11 protein-coding genes and 5 pseudogenes are annotated in these 19,665 nt (G+C 58.6%); 13 read left to right on the top strand and 3 right to left on the bottom strand.

Annotated features, from left to right (window positions below; translation table 11 throughout):
• The first annotated feature begins 66 nt into the window (after nt 1-66).
• From QA640_RS38060 to QA640_RS38000, 13 genes and pseudogenes are all read left to right on the top strand, one after another.
• Nucleotides 67-1,179, top strand: a complete 1,113-nt coding sequence (locus QA640_RS38060; protein ID WP_283037818.1) for an IS110 family transposase — start codon at nt 67-69, stop codon at nt 1,177-1,179.
• A gap of 357 nt (nt 1,180-1,536) precedes the next feature.
• A pseudogene (locus QA640_RS38055) lies at nt 1,537-1,869 on the top strand (transposase); the annotation flags it as partial.
• 76 nt (nt 1,870-1,945) lie between these two features.
• Nucleotides 1,946-3,039, top strand: a pseudogene (locus QA640_RS38050) (IS3 family transposase); the annotation flags it as partial.
• Nucleotides 3,040-3,421: 382 nt separating this feature from the next.
• A pseudogene (locus QA640_RS38045) lies at nt 3,422-4,288 on the top strand (IS5 family transposase); the annotation flags it as partial.
• A gap of 68 nt (nt 4,289-4,356) precedes the next feature.
• Nucleotides 4,357-5,400: an IS110 family transposase gene (locus tag QA640_RS38040; RefSeq protein ID WP_283037817.1), complete on the top strand. Its 1,044-nt coding sequence runs from the start codon at nt 4,357-4,359 to the stop codon at nt 5,398-5,400.
• 288 nt (nt 5,401-5,688) lie between these two features.
• Nucleotides 5,689-6,166, top strand: a pseudogene (locus QA640_RS38035) (IS5/IS1182 family transposase); the annotation flags it as partial.
• Nucleotides 6,167-7,117: 951 nt separating this feature from the next.
• Nucleotides 7,118-8,347, top strand: a complete 1,230-nt coding sequence (locus QA640_RS38030) for a CaiB/BaiF CoA-transferase family protein (protein WP_283037816.1) — start codon at nt 7,118-7,120, stop codon at nt 8,345-8,347.
• Nucleotides 8,348-9,903: 1,556 nt separating this feature from the next.
• Nucleotides 9,904-10,968, top strand: coding sequence for an ABC transporter substrate-binding protein (locus QA640_RS38025; RefSeq protein ID WP_283037815.1), 1,065 nt, complete (start codon nt 9,904-9,906; stop codon nt 10,966-10,968).
• Between the two features lie 119 nt (nt 10,969-11,087).
• Nucleotides 11,088-11,870 carry an ABC transporter permease gene (locus QA640_RS38020; protein ID WP_283037814.1) on the top strand — a complete coding sequence of 261 codons (783 nt, stop codon included), beginning with the start codon at nt 11,088-11,090 and terminating at the stop codon, nt 11,868-11,870.
• 8 nt (nt 11,871-11,878) lie between these two features.
• Complete coding sequence (locus tag QA640_RS38015) at nt 11,879-12,715, top strand: ABC transporter permease (protein WP_283037813.1); 837 nt, start codon at nt 11,879-11,881, stop codon at nt 12,713-12,715.
• A gap of 19 nt (nt 12,716-12,734) precedes the next feature.
• On the top strand, nt 12,735-13,907 hold the full coding sequence (locus QA640_RS38010; protein ID WP_283037812.1) for an ABC transporter ATP-binding protein: 1,173 nt from the start codon (nt 12,735-12,737) through the stop codon (nt 13,905-13,907).
• Between the two features lie 128 nt (nt 13,908-14,035).
• Nucleotides 14,036-14,968, top strand: a complete 933-nt coding sequence (locus QA640_RS38005) for a D-aminoacyl-tRNA deacylase (RefSeq protein WP_283037811.1) — start codon at nt 14,036-14,038, stop codon at nt 14,966-14,968.
• Between the two features lie 610 nt (nt 14,969-15,578).
• The gene (locus tag QA640_RS38000) at nt 15,579-16,622 is read left to right on the top strand and encodes a GntG family PLP-dependent aldolase (protein ID WP_283037810.1); all 1,044 of its coding nucleotides are present in this window, start codon (nt 15,579-15,581) and stop codon (nt 16,620-16,622) included.
• 91 nt (nt 16,623-16,713) lie between these two features.
• Here the strand turns inward: QA640_RS38000 and QA640_RS37995 are convergent.
• The 3 genes and pseudogenes from QA640_RS37995 to QA640_RS37985 all read right to left on the bottom strand — a co-directional run.
• Nucleotides 16,714-17,228 (bottom strand): annotated as a pseudogene (locus QA640_RS37995) (transposase); the annotation flags it as partial.
• Nucleotides 17,229-17,449: 221 nt separating this feature from the next.
• Nucleotides 17,450-18,052, bottom strand: a complete 603-nt coding sequence (locus QA640_RS37990) for a plasmid pRiA4b ORF-3 family protein (protein ID WP_283037809.1) — start codon at nt 18,050-18,052, stop codon at nt 17,450-17,452.
• Nucleotides 18,049-19,614 carry an IS66 family transposase gene (locus QA640_RS37985; RefSeq protein ID WP_283037808.1) on the bottom strand — a complete coding sequence of 522 codons (1,566 nt, stop codon included), beginning with the start codon at nt 19,612-19,614 and terminating at the stop codon, nt 18,049-18,051. Before QA640_RS37985 ends, QA640_RS37990 begins: the two co-directional genes overlap by 4 nt.
• Nucleotides 19,615-19,665 lie beyond the last annotated feature (51 nt).

The following is a 19,665-nucleotide window of genomic DNA, read 5'->3' as shown; positions in this document are numbered from 1 at the left end:
GCCCCGCGGCAAGCTCCTATCGAGGGATGGTCCGGCGCCGAGCCTCAAGCATGGGGAGCGGGCCTGATGAACGATAGCATTTTCGTGGGGCTGGATGTGCACAAGGCGACGATTTCGGTTGCAGTGGCCGAAGCGATGCGCGGCGGGGAAGTTCGTAACTTGGGGATCATCCCTAATCGCGCCGATCAAATCGCCAAGCTGGCGAAGAAGCTTGGCGAGGGTGACCGGCAGGTAAGTTTTTGTTACGAAGCCGGACCCTGCGGATATGGCCTGCATAGACAACTGATGGGACTGGGACACAACTGCATCGTGGTGGCTCCCTCGCTGATCCCGATGAAGGCCGGCGATCGGGTAAAAACCGACCGGCGCGATGCGGCGATGCTGGCCAAGCTGCACCGGAGCGACGAACTGACAGCCGTGTGGGTTCCGGATGCAGCGCATGAGGCCATGCGCGACTTGGTGAGAGCCCGCGCCACGGCGATGCGTGTGCTCGGCAAGGCGCGGCAACATCTCCAAGGCTTCCTGCTGCGACATGGGCGCATCTATGCCGGGAAGAGGGGGTGGACTCTGGCTTATCGTCGCTGGCTCACCACGGTGCGCTTCGATCACCCGGCGAGCCAAATCGTTCTGCAGGACTACATTCATGCCGTAACCGACGCTGAGGCCCGCGTGGACTGCTTGACCAAGCGGATCGAGGAGCTGGCGCCACAATGGTCGATGACGCCAATCGTAGAGGCCGTGCAGGCCATGCGCGGCATCGCCTTCATCGTTGCTGTAACCGTGGTTGCCGAGGTTGGCGACTTCTCTCGCTTTGACAATCCTCGCCAGTTGATGGCCTTTCTCGGCCTCGTGCCGTCGGAGTATTCGAGCGGCGCAACCATCCGACGCGGCAACATCACCAAGGCTGGCAATGCTCTGGCCAGGCGGGCTCTGATTGAGGGGGCATGGACCTATCGCATGCAGGCCCGCGTCAGTCGCAAGCTCCATGACCGTAACGAGCGCCTGCCTGAAGTTATCCGCGATATCGCCTGGAAGGCCCAGGTCAGGCTATGCGCTCGCTATCGCCGCTTGTCGGCGGCCGGCAAACCCAAGGTGATCGTCACCACCGCCATTGCACGTGAGATGGTCGGCTTCCTGTGGGCGATCACTCGTCAAGTACAACTCGGGCCGGCCGCCTGAAGAGCGCTGCTCGACCATATCGGTGCCCAGGGCAGGAGTCAGGGCGCGGTGGGGAATCCTCGTGGCCTGCTATGAGCCGGCATTGCCGACGCTCGCCCTCTAGACCGAGGCAGCCCCAAGACGAAACCACGGTCATGCGGTAGCCAACCCGCGCATGAGAGCTTGATCAACCGTCGTCTTTGGCCCTGCCTCCTACCGTGGGCACCTTCGAAGTCCAGCGTCCGGGCGCTCAGCCGGAAGCAGCTCCGCTTGATCGAGTCCCTTGACAGCAAACATGAGAGCAGGCCGTTGAAAAAGGCGCTCGCCGCCAACCGTCGACCGTGATTCATCGGCTCGGACGGGATTCGGAGATGGTGCGTGCGCGGCGGCGACAATCGAACGGGCGAGCTTTTTAGCTACGTTGACCTGGAGGCGCGGGTGCGGGCTGATCATCTGCTGCGAGCGATCCGGATGATTGTGAACGAGGCGCTATCGGCACTGGAGCGCGAGTTTGCTGCGCTCTATTCGCCGCCCACCCGCCGGAGAAGCTGCTGCGGGCGATGCTGTTGCAGGCGTTTTATTCGATCCGCTCCGAGCGGCTTCTGATGGAGCGGTTGGAATTTCCGCTGGTTCGTCGGAATCTGCGTCGACAACACGGCCTGGGACCATTCGGTGTTCTCGAAGAACCGCGACCGGCTGCTGGAAGGCGACTGAAGTGGATCCCGGATTTTGGACCGGCGGCTTAGGTGGTGCGGATGCCGTTCCGTTTTGATAAACGGAGCGGATCATGAAGAAGACAAGACGGAAAATCGATGCGGCGCTGAAGGCAAGGATTGCCTTGGAGGCGTTGCGGGAACAATCAACGGTGACGGATCTGGCGCAGCGCTACCAGGTTCATGTGAACCAGATTTATGCGTGGAAGAAGCAGCTTCAGGATCAAGCGGTTCGGGCGTTCGACGCGGGCGCTGGTCGGGATGGCGAGGCGGCCCACGAACTGGAGGTCGAGAAGCTCCACGCCAAGATCGGACAATTGACGGTCGAACGAGATTTCTTAGCCAGGAGGTCCGGAAGATGAGCGCGCCGGATCGCCGAGGATTGCTTCAGCGCGATCATGAGAGTCTATCGATCCGCCGGCAATGCCAACTGCTGAGCGTTGCGCGATCGAGCGTCTATCGGCCGCCGCGGCCGGCCAATGACAACGAGCTTGAGCTGATGCGGCGGATCGACCAACTGTTCACGGCCTGGCCGTTCCTGGGCTCGCGGCGGATGGCGGCGATGCTCAATGGCGAAGGCTGTCGCATCAATCGCAAGCGCGTGCAGCGGTTGTTGCGCAAGATGGGCATCGCGGCGCTGGGACCAAAGCCCAGAACCACCAAGCCGGCGCGGGGACACAAGATCTTCCCGTATCTCCTGCGCCAGATGGTGATCGACCGGCCGAATCAAGTGTGGGCGGCCGATATCACCTATGTGCCGATCGGCCAGGGCTTTCTGTATCTGGTGGCGATCATCGATTGGGCGAGCCGTGCGGTGCTGGCCTGGCGCCTGTCGAACACGATGGACACATCGTTCTGCGTGTCTGCGCTCGAAGAGGCCTTGGCGCGCTTCGGCCGGCCCGAGATCTTCAATACCGACCGGGGCAGCCAGTTCACCAGCGCCGCCTTCACCGGCACGCTGGCCGACACTGGCGTCCGGATCTCGATGGACGGTCGCGGGCGCTGGATGGACAACGTGTTCATCGAGCGGCTATGGCGCTCGCTCAAATACGAGGACATCTATCTCAAGGGTTATTCGGATGGCCACGAGGCCAAAGCCGGAATCGCCCGATGGATCGAGTTTTACAATTTCCAGCGCCCTCATCAGGCGCTGGAAAACCGCGCGCCGATGGCGGTCTGGCGGGCCGGTGTCACCGGCGCATTCGGCGAAGAGGCTGTGGATATGACGCTTCTCGCAAGCGAGAAGCTTGGACAACGCTGGGCGTTGCCCACATCCCCACAGCCACAACAGCAGCAAGCAAGAGTAGCGTAAAGTTATTGGGAAGAACGAACGGCAGAAGCTCCACTTAGGAAACCGGACCCAGTGGTCCTCAGCATAGGGTCCACTTCAGAAGATCCTCCCAAACCATTGAGCGGGAGTCGATTTTTGGAGCGGAGCGAGGTTTGAGATTGCAAGCTTTTTGGGGTTGAAGGCGCGAAAGCTTGCAATTTCATTTTTGCGATTCCCTCGAATCGCGGGCCGTGATTCCGTGGTCGCATCGGAGGGGACGATGCGACCCAAGGAACGACGGGACAGCGGACAGGCCGATCTTCTGCGCTCGCGGCTGGACGCGATCATCGACATGGACCATGCCCTGGTGAAGCTTTCGCGGACGATCGACTGGTCGTTCCTCGAGAAGCGGTTCGGCGTGGTCTACGAGGACAAGCCGGGCCGGCCGCCGCTGCCGACGCGGCTGATGGCAGGACTTGCCATCCTCAAGCACACCTACGACCTCTCCGACGAGGTGCTGTGCGAGCGCTGGGTGGAGAACCCCTATTACCAGTTCTTCTGCGGCGAGGAGTTCTTCCAGCACCGCCTGGTGCTCGATCGCTCCTCGCTGACGCGCTGGCGCCAGCGCATGGGCGAGGAGAAGCTGCAAGCGCTGCTGCAGGAGAGCCTCTCGGTCGCCACCAAGACCGAGGCGATCAAGCCGTCCGACCTCAATCGCGTTATCGTCGACCCCACGGTGCAGCCCAAGAACGTGATGTTCCCGACCGATGCGCGGCTTCTGAACCGGGCGCGCGAGATCCTGGTCCGGCTGGCAAAGCGGCAGGGCCTTGCGTTACGGCAATCCTATGCGCGGGTAGGCAAGTTCGCCCTGATCAAGCATCAGCGCTATGCCCACGCCAAGCAGTTCAAGCGCGCCAACCGAGCCTTGAGGAGGCTTCGAACCTATCTCGGCCGCGTCATCCGCGACATCACCCGCAAGATCGAAGACCGCACCGACTTGCTCGGTGAGATTGTCCTTGGCCGCATGGTGGCGCTGGCGCGACGGGTGCTTGACCAGAAGCAGCACCAGCGTGGACCGAAGGTCTACTCGCTGCACGCGCCGGAGGTGGAGTGCATCGGCAAGGGTAAAGCAGCCGCGCCTTACGAGTTAATGGCATGGACCACGCCCGCTCTCAGCGGCAACATAGAGCCCCGGCAAGAGAAGGAGCGCGTACCATGTCCCATACGAACATTGTCACGATCGGCATCGATCTAGGCAAGAACACATTCCATGTGGTGGGGTTCGATGCCACGGGTGCAATCATCCTACGCAAGAAGCGATCGAGAAATCAGCTTGAGCAGTCGCTGGCTAATGTTCCGCCCTGCCTGACCGGAATGGAGGCCTGTGCAGGAGTACACCACCTCGGTCGCAAGCTCGAGAAATTAGGCCATCAAGTACGGCTCTTGCCGGCACAGTATGTGAAGCCATACCTCAAGGGCCACAAAAATGACTTCCGTGATGCCGAAGCCATCGCAGAGGCGGCGCAGCGCCCGACCATGCGTTTCGTCCCGTTGAAATCGGCCGAGCAACTTGACTTGCAAGCGCTGCACAGAGTTCGCAGTCGATTGGTGACACAGAGAACCGCGGTCATCAATCAAATCCGAGGTTTTTTGCTTGAGCGAGGGCTGCCAGTTCGGCAGGGAGCGGCAGCACTCCGATTGGCACTTCCACAGATTCTCTCGATGCTCTCGGATAACCTGTCGCCTCGAGTGGTTCGGCTCATTCAGGACCTGGCCGAAGACTGGTGCTTTCTCGAGCGGCGGGTCGCATCGATCACGAAGGAAATCGACGAACTCGCTGATCAAGACGCACACTGTCGCCGCCTGATGAGTGCGCCGGGTGTCGGACCAATTATCTCAAGTGCGATGATCGCCGCGATCGGAACTGGTGATGCCTTCCATAAGGGCCGCGACTTTGCAGCATGTCTTGGCCTCGTAGCGAAACAAATCTCGACCGGCGATCGAACCATTCTCGGCCGCATATCGAGGCGTGGCAACCGGTACCTGCGAACGCTGTTCATTCAAGGGGCCAGAGCCGTACTTCTAAGGCGTCAGAGTTGGCCCAGGCATGGCTTCGGAGCCTGGTTGGAAGCAGCATCCAAGCGGCTCCACTCGAATGTACTGGTTGTCGCCCTGGCCGCAAAACTCGGGCGCCTAGCCTGGAGTATCCTCGCAAAGGGCCGTGATTACGACGCCAACTTCGTGGGCCACGCCGCGTAAGACACGGCCGGGAAGGAAGAAGATCCCACGGTCCAACCGGAAAGGCACAATATCCCGCCGAGGTTTGCGAGACGGAAAGGACGAATGGAGCAACGGTTGCACCGACACTTCTGAAGCCTGGTTCGACGCCATGGCCCTTCTTGAGGCCGGCGAGTTATTGAGGACAGAAGTGGGCGGATATCCATAATGGCTCGAGGCGAGAGCCTCAAATCGAAGCCGGATAGATTGGCGCAGACCGCTACTTCCCTTTGTCGATTCCTCTTGCAACGCGGGCGTGGTCCATAGATCGGGGTCAAGGTCTCCGTCGCCACGACGCTATCGCACGCCAAGGGCGGCCAGTTCGTCACCCATGTGAGGCGCTGCCCGGCAACCCCTATGACGGCCATACACTCGAGACCGTGATCCCGGAGATGGAGGCGCTGATCGGCAACATTATCGAGCGCCTCGTTCTCGACAAAGGCTATCGCGGCCACAATGCGCCACCCGACTACAAGTTTAGGGTGTTCATCTCAGGTCAGAAGCGGCGGGTGACGCCCAAGATCAAACGCGAGATGCGCCGCCGCTCGGCTATCGAGCCGGTCATCGGCCACTCAAATCCGAACATCGGATGGGCCGGAACTATCTCTGGCACCGCCAGGGCGATGCCACCAATGCTGTTCTCGCCGCCGCCGGCTACAACTTCCGCCGCCTCATCCGCTGGCTGGAGCTCTTGTTGCACCAAATCCTCGTCCAGCTCATCCTCCGACTTCGCCTCGCCCCGAGCTGAAATGCGGGTTCTTCACGAATGACGAATTATAAGGAGCTGCCTTCTCATCCAATCGCTCAAGCATCACGTCAGATACAGAGTCTTAAAGACCGAGGCTCATCCAGTCGCACAGATCAGGCGCGCCGCTCAATAGCTGTTCTATGCTCTGCGCATAATGCGCAAAGGCCTGCTTGAGAGCGACAGCTGTTGGATGCGAGTTTGCATCGCCCGCAGCAAACCAGCGGTAGCAGAACGCTCCAAGAACTCGCCGATCGCTCGGAAGCACTGCTTTTTTGTGCCAATCTCGGTGAGGCGGCTGTCCATTTGATCGTAACTGCATAATTGACTTTCTTCAGATCAATTTCACCGCAAAATGCATATTGATGCAGGGAATCCTCTGACGAGCGGCGGTAATGAGACGAAAACTTCGACGAAAGATCGATATTCAATGGCAACTTCAAAAGGCTAGTACGTTCAGGAAGCGAGTGCGTAGGGCTCTCAAATGGCTTTCCAAACTATTCAGCGCAAAAGTCTAGCTTTCATTAGCCCTACCGCACGGCACTTGGAAAGCCGCACGTTCGGGGATCTCGGTGTGAGGACCACCGTTATTGAGGTTGCTGGATTACAGAATGTGCAAACACAGTCGCGGTGAAACCGGCCACGAGCCAGAAGATCGCGAATTTTGCGCGTTCCGGCGCAGTAGATGTGAATCTACCAATCTCGATGGGTTCACGATCCTTTTGTATCTCGAGAATTCTTGCCAGCGCGATGCGAGGCGTCCTTTGTCTTCAGCATCGTGCATGCTCGAGCGTTGTCCCAGCGAGGCCAATGCAGTGACATAGCGGTTAATCAACCTCCTCAAGTGGGCATTGGCGGCAAGCGGGCGGTTCACGTGCCTGAAGCAATGTTCGCCACGGAAAACTCTCGCACATACAGGGCGCGACGCACCCTTCAACCTCAGAGGATATCTTCATGTCGATCCTGCCGCTATCTGGTATTAAGATTCTCGATCTCACGCGCGTGCTCGCTGGGCCTTTATCCGCGCAGATGCTGGGCGATCTTGGCGCCGACGTAATCAAGATCGAGCGCCCAGGCACGGGCGATGACGCCCGCGCTTTCGGTCCGCCTTATTTGAAAGATCCGGAAGGCGGAGATAACAATAACAACTCCTTCTATCTCTGCGCCAACCGCAACAAGCGTTCGGTGACAGTGAACATCGCTAAGCCAGAGGGGCAGGAGATCATCCGCGCGCTCGCCGGGGACTGCGACGTCTTCATGGAGAACTACAAGGTTGGCGATCTCAAGCGCTATGGCCTCGATTACGAAGCAATCCGCAAGGTCAATCGGGGCATCATCTATTGCTCGGTCACTGGCTTTGGCCAGACCGGGCCCTATGCGCCACGCGCGGGCTATGACGCGATCTTCCAGGCCATGGGCGGCTTGATGAGTGTCACTGGCCACATGGACGGCGAGCCCGGTGCGGGACCAATGAAGGTCGGCCCCTCCATCATCGACTACATGACCGGCATGAACACCTCGATCGGCATTCTGGCCGCGCTCTATCACCGGAAGGTTAATGGCGGGCAGGGGCAGCACATAGATGTCTGCCTGCTCGACACCGTGATCGCTTCACTGTCGCACTATGCGCAGATTTTTCTCGTCAGCGGCAAGACGCCGCCACGGCGCGGCACCTGGGGCAACGGTGGCATGCCCGCGGGCGTGTTCCGTTGCGCGGATGGCGATTTGATGCTGGTCGTCGGCAACGACGCGCAGTTCTCCCGCACCTGCGCCGTGCTGGGCGAGCCGGAGCTCGCGCAAGATCCAAAATTCATTAGGAACAATGACCGCGTCGTGCACGGCAAGGAAATCATGGCGATCTTTGCGGGCTTGTTCTGGAAGAACAAGGTCGCCTATTGGCTTGAAGAGCTCGAGAAGGCCGGGGTGCCTTCCGGCCCGGTCAACGATTTCGCCGAAGTCTTCGCCGACTCCCACGTCCGCAAGCGCGGCATGGAAGTGAAAGTCGACCATCCCTTGCAGCATTCTCTCTCTTTGATCCGCAACGCGCTGACGTTCTCAGAGACGCCGGTAAGGGACTATCGCTACCCGCCGCGGCTGGGGGAGCACACGCAGGAGATTTTGGCGAGCAAGTTAGGTTATGATGATGGGAAGATTGCACGGCTTAAGCAGGCCGGGGTGATTTAGCGCGCCGTCGTCCACTCACCTTGTTCGCGCGTTCAGCCCAGCCTTGCCCAATACGCTCGCTTGCGCCGATGGTCTCACCATCGCGCATGCCGTCGAGTCGGCGCTCGAAGGCATGATGGCCTTTGTCGATCGTTTCGTTCTCGTTGGGACGAATTTCTCTTGGCAATGGACTTTCTCGCCGTCGCTGGCTGGCCATATTCTTGGGGAACCCGCCGGTGTCTCGACTCTCGCCGCGGCCTGGAAAAACCGGAACCATTGGCAGGGACGAAAGATTGCTCTCGTCGTAAGCGGCGGCCAATGTCGGATCGGAGATCCGAGTCGGGCCATGCAAACGGCCCCGTTGTGGCCATTACCGCGATCGGCCTCCGCAAGAGCTCCGTGAACGCGCCTTGCGGAAGGGGTGCTGTCGCTGTCCTAATGGCGGTTGGACCGGCGCTGTTGTTATGCTCAGCATGGCTGCAGATTTCGTGCCTGTATCGAGCGCCTTTGATCCGGCTCTTCTTCCTGCGTTGCATTCTGCGCAAGCCGGGGTGATCCTCGCCCAGGTGCTGGTCGCGGTTCTTAGGCTCGCCTCGGCGCCTAAATTTAGTGCAGCTTCGCGCTCTAGCTGGACCCTGACCAAGAGCTCGAGGGTACCACGTCCTCAAGCTAGCGCCGCGATACTAGGTAAAGGGGTCCTGCAAGATCGTCCCCCGCCTCTGGTTTCGGGCGGGGACGAAAATCCATGAAAATGCTAATGATCGTGTAGAATTTGTGCACCAACAGGTGCTTTTTTGGCGGATATAGGGCGTCGTCTTGTCTAAGCTAAATCCTGGCTCTTGACAGGCTACGGCGTCTGCAAGGTGATTGAATCCGAGGAGGACACATATCGGATCACGTTGAAGAGCTGTCGCGATTGTAATTCGAGACCAGGGGCGGCGAGGCGGCTCCTTCAGCTCACGTCGGGTGAAACCCTGCGGGTACATCCACGCTACCTAAACCTCCTCTGTCGTGCCGCGGTACCGTGAAGAGTGTGTGTCATAAACAGTGCTATGCTAGGAGACGCTGAACTTGTTGCGCAATTTCCCGAAGCGAAGGTGCGGATTATGGCGTCACCTTTCGGGTCTCCTTTGGATGGATGAAGTCCTGATCGCTGATCGTGCTTGGCGGCTGGGAGACATGGTTGCGTGGATAGAATAGTCCAGCGAGGAGTTGATCCGGAAGGCAACGCATGCGCGCGATGTGCTTAACAGCCTTTTCCTGCTCTTCTCTTTGTCCTCGAACGAAGGACGAGGCGAAAAAAACGATGTAATCAGCCAGATCTCGCATCCCTGGCGACGGGACGAAGTCGATGTAGGCGGGATGAGGGGGCATTGAGGGCAGCGCACGGAAGTCAATAACAGTGCTATCGCCGATGCTATTTAGCTTTCCCGTCTACCATTGCGTGGTGAGGCGGAGACAAAGGGGCAGCTCTGACCGCACAGTGCAGGCGACGTGCGGTGTGCGCTGGTTCATTGTTATAGTTGGGCGGAGGTGCAGGATCTGCAAAAAGTACCTTATCATTGAGGAGGAAAGCCATGTCATTTAACGAAAAACCAGATCTTCTGCGGCGCAGACTAGTTCGTGGTGCCGGTGCGACTTTCTTGTCCGGCGTGATCGCTGCGCCGATGATTGCCCGCAAGGCTTTCGCCTCGGGCAATCTGGTTGTGGTCTCGTGGGGCGGAGCGTATCGCCGCAGTGTTGAGGAAGCATGGGTCAAACCCTTCGAGAAGGAGTACGGGATATCCGTAACCTTGGTCGATACGCCGGATCTCGCAAAAGTGAAGGCGCAGGTGATGACCAATCAGGTGCAGTGGGATGTGTTCGACGCACCTGGCGCGATCACGTTCGGCGGATCGAAAAACGGGTACTGGGAACTGCTGGATCCCACGCTCGTCAAGCGCGACGACCTGATTACGCCGATGACCAAGGACGCTGTGCCATCTATGGGTTTCGCCGGTGGCATTGGCTGGGACAAAAACAAGTTCCCAGATGGCAAGCATCCAGAGACTTTCACCGATTACTTCGACTTCGAAAAGTTTCCGGGACCGCGCACCCTGCGCAACCGCCCGAGCGAAACGCTCGAGGTCGCGCTGCTCGCCGACGGGGTGGCGCCGGAGAAGCTCTATCCACTCGACGTGGACCGTGCATTCCGTTCGTTGGACCGTATCAAGCCATATATTTTGAACTGGGTCGAACAGACGCCGCAAACGGTGACTCTGCTAAAGACCGGTGAAGTCAATTTTAGCTTTACGTATCCCTCTCAAGTGATTCCGCAGAACGCGAGCGGCTCACTGGGGTTCTCGTTTAAGCAGAATCTCTTTGGCTTTGAGTATCTGGCGGTGCTGAAGAACGCGCCGAATAGGGACAATGCGATGAAGTACTTGCAATTTGTGCTGCGACCGGACCGACAGGCTGCAATTGCAAACACCTACCTCGGCATCATGCCAACAAGCCGGGCCGCGGTCCCGTTGCTCACCTCGGAAGCGCGGAAATGGCAGCCCTTTTTAGAAAACAAGCTCAACGTGAGTCTAAACGATATGTGGTGGTCCGATCAATATGAGGAGGTGACGCGGCGATTTAAGGAATGGCAGCTGAGCTAGCGAAGAGCAGGATTGCGTATGAACCGGAGGCCGCAGTTGCTGAAGGAGGAGCGATGAGGTGTCGTAACGAGGGACTACTGTACGTCGGGCCCGCGACCATACTCTTGAGTTTCGTACTGTTGGTCCCGCTCACCTACGTTGTCTATACCAGTATTTGGACGGCTAATGGGCCGTCTCTTTCAGCGTATCAGCGGCTATTGGGGAGTTCGTTATTTCTGCGAACGTTGTGGAACACGTTTGAGATCAGCATCAGCGCGGCTGCAGCAAGCCTGCTACTGGGGTACCCGATCGCGATGCATCTGGCGCGCCAGACGTCGCGCGCGCGCGCGGTTTGCAGCGTGCTGGTCCTGGTGCCGTTTTGGACAAGCATCCTCGTCAAGAGCTATGCGTTCACTGTTCTTTTCGGCCGCGAAGGTCTCATCAACCAGTTGCTCTCAGTCATGTTCTTTCAGCGGATCGAATTGCCGCTGCTCTTCAACCGCTTCGGGGTGATCGTTGGCATGACAAATTACCTAATCCCATTCATCGTGTTTCCAGTGCTGGCGAGCTTGCTTGCGATTGATCGTTCACTCTATCTCGCCGCGGAAATCGCGGGCGCGAAGCCGCCGCGGATCTTTTTCCAGATCACGCTGCCTCTCAGCGCGCCCGGAGTGATCGCCGCGGCCTTCAGCACCACCGTGATGTCTCTGGGCTTCTTCGTTATTCCGGCGCTGCTTGGCGGCCGCAAGGATGCGATGATGTCGAACCTCGTGGACTTCTATACGCGTGAGACCTTGGACTGGAACATGGCATCGGCAATCGGGGTCATCTTGCTTGGAATTGTCACACTCTGCGCCTTGGGTGCGGACTTGTTCCAGAAGCGGGATACGAAGGCTGGAACTCCAGCGTCGGCCGTTTCATGATTCTCTCGATGCGCATGCCCACCCCAGCCAACCGGAATGAAGTCGTCATCGATAGGCTTTCGCTCAGATACGCTCGGCTGCGCGGCGCGATCGCATTGGTGATCTATGCTTTCATTCTTACACCGACGTTGATAGTCATCCCAATTTCATTCGGCGGTAGTGGTGAGCTTACGTTCCCGCCGCGAGTGTGGACGATCGAGCTGTACCAGCAGCTCTTTTCATCGCAGAGCTGGGTTGAGGCAATCCTGCAAAGCGCCAAGGTCGCTGGCATGGCCACTCTCGGTGCCACGCTCATCGGCGTGCCAGCAGGTTATGGTGTCGTACGGTTCGCCTTCCCCGGCAAGCGTCTGGTGTTGCTTCTGCTGATGAGCCCGATGGTGGTGCCCATCATCGTCATCGCGCTCGGCCTCTACATTTACTTCTCGCGCTTGCACATCGTGGGCAGTACTGCTGGGCTGGTCGTCAGCCACATTGCTTACGTGACACCCTTCGTTATGGTCACAATCATGGCTGGCGTGAAGAAGCTGGACCCAGCACTTGAGTTCGCGGCCAGCATCATGGGGAGCAAACCTTTGGCAGTATTCTCGAAGGTCGTGTTGCCACAGCTGCGCCCGTCGATCACAGCGAGCGCCCTCTTCGCGTTCATCCTCTCATTCGACGAGGTAGTGATTGCCTGGTTCCTGACCGGTCCGAGTACGACCACGCTGCCAGTAAAAATGTACAGCAGCATCGCATGGGAAATCTCGCCGGTGATAGCCGCTGTTTCAGCGCTTCTCACCGTCCTATCCATCGTCCTGTGTTGCGTATCAGTCATGCTCCAACGGTCGGAACGCAGCTCCCATTGAGGTTAAGCAAATTATGCTCATGAAAGCGCCTCTCAGAGTGATGAACATGGAAGTTCGACATCCAGCGGGATCACAATCGCGAGGCAGTGAGGCGCAGGCAGTTGCTGATGCGCATCGCGACATGATCGTGCTTGAGAACGTTAGCAAGTTGTACGGACAAGCTGTCGCGCTTCACGAGACAGACCTTGTGGTTCGCGAGGGAGAATTTTTGAGTCTGCTCGGGCCTAGCGGCTCTGGCAAGAGCACCATTCTCAACATCATCGCAGGCGCCGTAGCGCCAACGAACGGGCGAATTCTTCTGAACGGTCAAGATGTCTCGATGGTGCCTCCGCGCGAACGTGGCCTCGGGATGGTGTTCCAGAACTATGCACTTCTGCCGCATCTGAATGTCTTCGACAACGTCGCTTTTGCGCTGCGCATCCGGCGGATCGGAAAAGAGGAAATCGGGAAACGCGTGCGTAACGCTCTCGAGCGCGTTGGCCTGGTCGGTTACGAAGAACGCAAGCCGAGAGAGTTGTCAGGCGGGCAGCAGCAGCGGGTGGGAATTGCGCGGTGCATTGTGTATTCGCCCTCGGTCATTCTGATGGATGAGCCGCTGGGTGCGTTGGACAAGAAGCTGCGCGAACAACTGCAGGCCGAGATCAAGAGGCTTCACAAGGATCTTGGCACGACACTTGTGTACGTCACTCACGACCAGGAAGAAGCGCTGGACCTGTCTGATCGCGTGTGCCTGATGAATGGCGGTCACATCGCGCAAGTCGGCACGCCCCAAGAGTTGTACTTTGAGCCCGTCAACGCGTTCGTTGCGGATTTTGTGGGCGAATCAAATCTGATCGAGGGTAGACTGACAGCTAGGGATACCTTGACGACGACGGATGGCCTCACGCTTGCCGTGCGCAGTACGGAAGGACATGCCACCGGGGCACCAGTCAAGGTGCTAGTGCGCCCCGAAAAGATTCGCGTGATTGAGGGCGCCGAGCAACAGGTTGTGCCGTCTCAACACAACTTCTGCACGGGCGTAATTGCACAGACGTCGTTCGTCGGAAGCATGACGCGCATCGCGGTTCGCTGTCAGGGAGGCTTGCTACTGCGTATCAAGATCGCCTCCTCGCGGGTCTCCGATTGTCTGACCGCCGGCACTCCGGTCTCGGTCGGTTGGGCCGCGAGCGATAGCATCGTACTCAAGAACTAGCGCAGCCAGCGCAGTACGGTCAACCTTCTTCTCGAAGCAAAATACCTCAGCCGAAGCGCCAACCAATTTTGTTGCCCATCAAACTTTTAGAAACCTACGAAATCACTTGGCAGAGTGAGGAGTTTGCGATGAGACATGCAGTCTTTGTCTTCTGTACAGATCGCGAAAAAGATCCCGTGGCCGGTCATGTTCTAAATGCCCTCAAGACCGAGTACACCCTTGTTCCAGCGGGAGGAGAGATTGACGAGCATCCGGTGCTTCAGATCCCTGGGTTGCGTGACACGACAATCTCGATTGTGACGACCGACGAGGTCGTGACTAACGATTATGCGCGCTACGCGCCAATCATAAATGACCGATTCGGTGATGCAAACGTGATCGGTATCGTCAATTGGCATGAGGGGGCCAGTGCACCAGACGCAATCTTCACAGTGCAGACGACCGGTGATCTAACGACTGGCACGTTTAGCCCAATTGACCCCCGGATCACCCGCGGACTCCTTCTTGCTATCGAAAGCGAGCGCGTCGCCTCTGGTCTTGATAGATTTCAAACTTACTTGGAGGCGACGCATTGGTCAGGCGTGAAGCTTGGCGAGCCTGGTACTCGTTTGGCGGACTTGAAGCCTTCTGCAATCGATATTGAAATCGGGAGCTCGCCGGCGGACTGGACGAATCCGCTTGCCACTCGAGTGCTGGCGAGAGCTCTATTGCACACGTTCGATCGTTTCGAAGAGCCCGTGCTTTCCGTCCTCTGCATGGGCGGCGTTCACTTCGAGCCAAGCTTTACGAGGGCGACGTTGCAGTCTCGAGAAGGACTCCCAATAGCGGCAAGCCATGTTCTGCCAAACCATTGGTTAGTAGCAGACGGTTATGATCGCGAGAGCCGCTTGGTCGATCTGAGGAGTTGCGTGCATTCAATTGTCGGAGGGGTTCAGGGGATCGTATATCACGATAAACTTAAGGCTCCCTACAAGAGAGTTGCCCGGTTGCTTGCGGAAGAGCTCTGCGTACCATTGCTGTCGCACAAGAAACTTCGCGTCGCTGCCGCGCTCAGTCGCTGATATTTCCATTGTAGGGGACCCGCAAGCAGATGCGGGTTAGCTGTTGTGTTTGGTAGGAGATCTTACCTGAAGAGTCTGGCCCAACGAACACGCGTTCTCACCGTCCGGTTCTGGCGTCGGCCGGCTAATCCTTTTCCTTGGCCGCGCCAAATACTTCAGGAAGATAGCTGCATGCTGATCGACAGAGGCGTAGCACGTAGACATCTCTAAAGTGCCGTCGGATACAACGGTGCGCTGCAGCTAACTATCAAGGCGCGGGCTGAAGGTTAGTTGCATGGAACCGGTACTGAAGATAACTCTCCGATCCTGTTTCCCTCCAGGCACACTGTGGCCGCGACGTCTCCTGCGGCCCATCAGTCCAACCGGAAGCAAACTTGTTGAAGCCAATGTGACCTTCTGGGCTCGACTCCGCCGGAAAATGCCTGCATGGCGCCGGAATGCATCTTTCTTTGCCAATATATGTCGAAAGAAAGTTTGAGAGCCAGCTATTGTGCGCCGCCTAACTTTTCCTACCATAGGGTTCCTGCGCGGCACGCTCAACATCAGGTGTCAACGCCTAGGATGTGCAGTAATAAATGGTGACCGCCAGCGCGGCGTCTCGGAGAAGAGAATGATTGACCTGCTTAGCGATACCGTTACTCGTCCGACTCCGGAAATGCGACGCGCGATGTTCGACGCGGAGGTTGGCGACTGTGGTTACGGTGAAGATCCGACTGTAAATCGGCTCGAATCATTGGCAGCGCAGATGTTTAGCAAGGAGGATGCAGCCTTTGTCTCGAGCGGATGCCAGGGAAATCTCACCGCGTTGCTCGCGCATTGTCCTCGCGGCTATGAGGTGATTGTCGGCGATCGTTCCGATCTCTACGATTTTGAAGCTGGTAGCGTTTCGGTAGTAGGCGGACTCGTGCTGCACCCAGTTGCAACCGAAACTGACGGGCGCATATCGCTGGATAACCTGCATTCCGCGATCCGCGACAAGAATGATTACCAATGCGCCCCACCTGGTGCTATCGTGTTGGAAAATCCGCATTGTCAACTCGGCGGCCGCGTGCTGCCTGGGTCTTATATTAAGCAAGTGCGCGCGTTTGCTGACGAGCACAAACTAGCCCTTCATCTTGATGGCGCGCGCATTTTCAACGCGGCCATTGCGTCCGGGAGAACTCCGGCGGAAATAGCAGAGGATGTCGATTCGATTGTATTCAGTCTATCCAAAGGGCTCGCAGCTCCCTTTGGCTCCGTGGTGTGCGGAACGCGGCCCTTCATCGACCGACTAAGGCGCTATCGAAAGCTCGTGGGCGGCGGCTTACGGCAAGCGGGAATCATGGCTAGTGCGGGTATCGTGGCGCTTCAAACCATGGTGGAGCGGCTAGCTGAAGACCATCGGCGCGCACAACTACTGGCGCAAAAGATTGGCGCCATTCCTGGCATCTGCCTCGAGTCATCAATCGTCGAGACGAACATGGTGTTCTTCCGAGTAGAAGACGCCGGTCTGACGACTGCGGATTTTCTGTCTGCGTTGTCTCGACGAGGTGTGCGAATGGGCACGCTTCGCGAAGGGGTCGTTCGGGCCGTCGTCCACTATCACATCACCGATGACGACGTCGATGCGATAGCGAGGGCCATTCAATCGGTCCTGCAAGCCCGATCGCAATGACTACGCTCGAGACAGGCTCAAGCCTAACACGGCTGAGTCCGCATCTGCTTGGCCTGAGTGAAGAAGGTTGATTGTAGGAACCTAGAGCGTTTCACATTTTGACGGAAGCATATCTGGCGTTGGGGAAGTAGTTGCTGCATTCGCGAGGCTGGATGGTCGTGACGAGGTACCGAGGTATCGCCAAGTGTCTTGGAGGGTGCGTTTCTGCGCGATGCGCACCCAGTGCTTGATTTGGCGAGGCCTGTTCGATCGGATTGAGGTTGCGCGTGTAAGGCGGCAGGTACCAGAGCCTTGCGCCGGCACCGCGGCTGAGGCGGTACAAATGACTTGTCGCTGCCGAGATTGTCCATGATGACGATATCGCCGGGCTTGACAACTGGAACGAGCTGCTGTTCGAGGCGCGGAAGCAGTTACCATTGATCGGCCCGTCGAAGATGCAAGGGGCGATGAGGCTGTCGCAGCGCAGAGCGCTGAGGAAGGTCAGCGTTCGTCAGTAGCCGTACGGGGCAAAGCCACGCACCCGCTCACCCTTCGGTCCCCCACCCGCACCGCGGGGCCATGCTGCATGATCCAGGTCTCATCGATCAAGACCAGGCGCTTTGGATTCCAAAGCCGGTAATGGGCGGGCGCGACGTATTCTTGTGGAGGCGGCCTGGAGCTATCGATATCCGCCGCGCGTGAGCCGAGACAAGCAGCCAAAGGTGCGTAAGCCCCCGATGGGGACCGCCTTCCCGGATCGTGCTCGATAGTGACATGATTTGCTCATTAACTTGCAAGCAAATGAGCGTAAGCGTAGCTCTGAGGCCCATTTGATTGGCGCTTGACGTCTATTTTGAGCGCGTGGAGCGCCGGCGCGGCTTCCATATTTCCGACAATGCGTTGACGGCGGCTTCGAGCGCCCTCCGGTCGACGACGTTGGGATCGAACTGCTCCGGACCCCAGAGGCGCATTTGTTCGTGCTCCGGATGGGTGGGGTCGCTGATGGCGTCGAGGTATTCGGCATAGCCTGACGCACCGCCGACATCTTCCGGAGGACAACGGCCGGTGGCCTCGAGCAAGAGGGGAAGTCCCTCCGTTGTCGTGTTGTCGAACCACTTTTCGAGCTTGATCACGTGATCCCAGCTGTCGCCAAAGTCGTAGAGATAATGGATCGTCTTCGCGCCGGTCTCCTGAACGATATTGGAGAGCCGCGTCTTGCGGGCATCGATGGGCTGAGGGTCAAAATCTCCATCGGGATCAGGGATACCCCAACGTCCTTCGCCAGCTAGGAACTCGAAGAGATGGCTATTCGTCCAGCCAAACGCCGCCTGAAGCGTCAGATGCAGCCGATCAAGGCGCAGCGTGAGCGGCACGACAAGGCATCGCATCACCTCCGGTTTCACGTCCTTGAGGGTCACCTTGATCCGGACCGCGGTCGTGTTGAGGCTCATGCCGCCAGCCTCGGATCGTGTGCATGCATCGTGTAGATCGACGCCCAAGGGAGCAGTTCGTCCAGTCGCGCCGCAGGCCAGCCATTGACGAGCTTCGCAAGAACATCAGCGAGCCAGTGCTCCGCACTGACGCTATTGAGCTTACAAGTTTCGATTAACGAAGCTAGGACTGCCCAACTCTCGGCGCCCTCGTCGCAACCGGCAAAAAGGGAGTTCTTGGCGTTGAGCTTGATCGGCCGCATCGCACGCTCCACCGCATTCGTGTCCATCTCGATGCGCCCGTCATCAAGGTAGAGCGTCAGGCCGTCCCAATGACGCAGCGCATAACGCAAAGCCTTCGCCGTGTTGCTCTTCTGCGCAAGGTGATCAAGCTTTGCCTCAAACCATTGCTTCAAGGCTGCAACCAGAGGCCGGGCATGCGCTTGTCGACCCGCGCGGCGCTCGGCATCCGATCGGCCGCGGAGTGTTTTCTCGACCGCGTAAAGCTGGGCGATGCGCTCGAGAGCCTCGCGGGCAACCGGAGCTGGCGCCGGAGCAGCCTCGCGCTCGATCTTCACAAACTGGCGCCGCAGATGCGACCAGCAGAAGGCGAGCGTCCAGGACAGGGCGTCCGTACGCGTCTCTCGGGTCATGGTCTTGTAAGCCTGATAGCCGTCGCAGTGGATGATGCCGCGATAGCCCTCGAGCAACCGCAAACCATGAACGGCCCCACGGCCCGGTGCATAGGCGTACACCACTCCAGGTGGGTCAGGTCCGGCCCAGGGCCGGTCATCCCGCGACAGCGCCCAGAAGTAGCCGGTTTTCGTCCTGCCGCGCCCCGGATCCAGCACCGGTGCCGGGGTCTCATCGACACAGAGCTTCGAGGAGGCCAGCAGAAGCTGCCGCAGGCGATGCCACAAAGGCTTCAATTCCTGGGCAGCATAGCCGACCCAGAAGGCGAGCGTGGAACGGTCCAGCGCTATTCCGTACGTCGCCAACATCTGCGCCTGGCGGTAAAGCGGCAAATGCCAATGATACTTGGCGTCGATCACATGCGCGACCAGTCGCTCGGTGGGCAATCCTCCCCTGATCAATCGCTCGGGAGCGGCATGCTGGAGGACGACGCCGTGACAGGCACGGCAGGCCAGCTTGGGGCGACGGGTGACGATGACGCGATACTGCGCCGGTACGACGTCCAGCCTCTGGCTCTCATCGCTCCCAATTTCAAAAAGGACGCCTTCGCAGCACGGGCAGCAGGTTTCAGCGGGCATCAGGGTTTCGACGACGCGTGGCAAATGCTCCGGCAACTTGCCACGATTGGCCCTGCGCTCGGCAGTTCTCTTCTCACGTGTTTTGGGACTGGCGCGCTCCTCGGCTGCTTCGAGAGCCGCGACCGCCTGATCTATATCCTCCAGAACAAGCTGTAGCTGATCAGCGTCAAGCTTTTCCGACGATCGACCGAACTGCGCATCCTTCGCAAGCTTGAGCAACCGCTCGAGCCTGGCGCAGCGATCCAGCAGAGCCGTGGCAAACGCACGCAGCTCGGCTGGATCGCTCGGCAGCTCATCGGGCAAATCACTCATTGACCCGAGTCTGCCATGCTTCGCGCCTCGATGCAGCGAAGATTTTATTTT

The organism is Bradyrhizobium sp. CB82, from assembly GCF_029714405.1.
GTDB lineage: Bacteria > Pseudomonadota > Alphaproteobacteria > Rhizobiales > Xanthobacteraceae > Bradyrhizobium.
The sequence above is the reverse complement of the archived record's forward strand: the minus strand, read 5'-3'. Positions and strand labels throughout refer to the sequence as shown.

What these genes read in the sequence shown, in the direction of transcription:
- QA640_RS38060 (WP_283037818.1), top strand. Translation starts at nt 67, where the DNA reads ATGAACGATAGCATTTTCGTGGGGCTGGATGTGCACAAGGCGACGATT.
- QA640_RS38040 (WP_283037817.1), top strand. Translation starts at nt 4,357, where the DNA reads ATGTCCCATACGAACATTGTCACGATCGGCATCGATCTAGGCAAGAAC.
- QA640_RS38030 (WP_283037816.1), top strand. Translation starts at nt 7,118, where the DNA reads ATGTCGATCCTGCCGCTATCTGGTATTAAGATTCTCGATCTCACGCGC.
- QA640_RS38025 (WP_283037815.1), top strand. Translation starts at nt 9,904, where the DNA reads ATGTCATTTAACGAAAAACCAGATCTTCTGCGGCGCAGACTAGTTCGT.
- QA640_RS38015 (WP_283037813.1), top strand. Translation starts at nt 11,879, where the DNA reads ATGCGCATGCCCACCCCAGCCAACCGGAATGAAGTCGTCATCGATAGG.
- QA640_RS38010 (WP_283037812.1), top strand. Translation starts at nt 12,735, where the DNA reads ATGAAAGCGCCTCTCAGAGTGATGAACATGGAAGTTCGACATCCAGCG.
- QA640_RS38005 (WP_283037811.1), top strand. Translation starts at nt 14,036, where the DNA reads ATGAGACATGCAGTCTTTGTCTTCTGTACAGATCGCGAAAAAGATCCC.
- QA640_RS38000 (WP_283037810.1), top strand. Translation starts at nt 15,579, where the DNA reads ATGATTGACCTGCTTAGCGATACCGTTACTCGTCCGACTCCGGAAATG.
- QA640_RS37990 (WP_283037809.1), bottom strand. Translation starts at nt 18,052, where the DNA reads ATGAGCCTCAACACGACCGCGGTCCGGATCAAGGTGACCCTCAAGGAC.
- QA640_RS37985 (WP_283037808.1), bottom strand. Translation starts at nt 19,614, where the DNA reads ATGAGTGATTTGCCCGATGAGCTGCCGAGCGATCCAGCCGAGCTGCGT.